This window comes from Candidatus Neptunochlamydia vexilliferae, assembly GCF_015356785.1.
GTDB classification, from domain to species: Bacteria; Chlamydiota; Chlamydiia; order Chlamydiales; family Simkaniaceae; genus Neptunichlamydia; species Neptunichlamydia vexilliferae.
Map to the genome: position 1 here is coordinate 1 of NZ_JAAEJV010000118.1, position 1344 is coordinate 1344.

General features: G+C 40.5%; 1 protein-coding gene. It reads left to right on the plus strand.

What is annotated here, in order from left to right:
• Nucleotides 1-1083 precede the first annotated feature (1083 nt).
• The gene (locus NEPTK9_RS09490) at nucleotides 1084-1311 is read left to right on the plus strand and encodes a hypothetical protein (RefSeq protein WP_194848588.1); all 228 of its coding nucleotides are present in this window, start codon (nucleotides 1084-1086) and stop codon (nucleotides 1309-1311) included.
• Nucleotides 1312-1344 lie beyond the last annotated feature (33 nt).

The following is a 1344-nucleotide window of genomic DNA, read 5'->3' on the forward strand; positions in this document are numbered from 1 at the left end:
TTTTGGTCTTATGAAAGATGCGTCGGGGGCAAGCCCCCTGCTGCCCCCTTGAGCTTCAATCTGGCAAGCCAAATCGACCCTCCTCGGGGGGCCGTGCAAAGCACTGTTCCACCCCTCGTGCGGGGCGATTTTGCAGAGCCATTTTGAAGCCGCGGACAGCTCACCGCATGGCTTTTCTTCGCCTTCGGCTCCGAAGCCATGTCAGTTCGCTGGAAAGGTTCTTTCCTAGAAAACCTTGCACATCTTTCACCAAGGAACAAGCCTCTTTTTTTCCAGGTTTTTAGCCACTTACCATATTCGCTTTGCTCGACTTTCAGCTTAACAAAAAAAATCCACTGAACCGACACGGCTTCGGAGCCGAAGGCGAAGAAAAGCTACGTCGTGAAGTGTTACCTCAGCATGCTGTATTTTGAACCATGCCGATTTTTGTCGTTTACAGACGGGGTGAATGGGACACTGCGATAGCCCTAGTGCTCTGTCAATCCTAAAATTGAGGATAGATTGGTTGAAATTTTTTCGGTTGGCAAAGTGTGGAGATCGAATCTAAACTTTTATAAGTTTGTGAGATCGAACATGAAGCCAGCCGGGAAAAGATAAATCAAGATATCCCTATTTTTAGGGTTGACAGAGCACTAGGCAGTTTTTCTTAGGACTTCGTCGAGATCGTGGGTGAGGAGCTCGAGCTCCCGGAGGAAGCTTTTGGTTGTTTCGGGTTAAAGGAGTCAACTTTTTTTTGACTTAGTCAGAAAAATCTTTAGCTTCGAACAATTACTGTATGTTTACTTGTTTAGCGAGGTTTTTCATCAAATTATTTTTTTGCTTAGGTTCTGTTGAGAAACTTAGGGCTAAGGAATTCAGAGGAGGTTTTCTTGAAATTTGTGATTTTTTGCCGAATGTAAATAGTCAGGTGCTATTTTTGAGGCAAAAAAATCGCAAGTTTCTGGAAAGATCCCTGAAGACCTAGCAATAAATTTCTCAACAGAACCTAGTAAAAGAGAATAAATGCCTAAATTTTTTGTTGACAAAACTGTCATTTTAATATTAAATAGTTACTTTACTTGTTTTAACCATAGGAGAAAAAATATGAGTGCTATTGTTAACGGCTCAAAAAATTTCTTAATCACTTTTAGTCAATTACCTAAAGAGAATTTGACAAGCTTAGGCTCCTTATTTTTTAAAGATAAAAGCTTTAATCAGCCTTATTTATCAACGAAAAAAAATCGTTTTTTTTCTTCTGGTTCAATTTTCATCAAAATATCGATGCGGATACCCCTTCCTTTAGGGAGGGGAGGAAGCATCGCTCCTTTTTAGATTGTTTAATTTGTAGCCATGGTTTAAAATAGC

Coding starts and splice junctions, on each gene's coding strand:
- NEPTK9_RS09490 (WP_194848588.1), top strand. CDS start 1,084: ATGAGTGCTATTGTTAACGGCTCAAAAAATTTCTTAATCACTTTTAGT.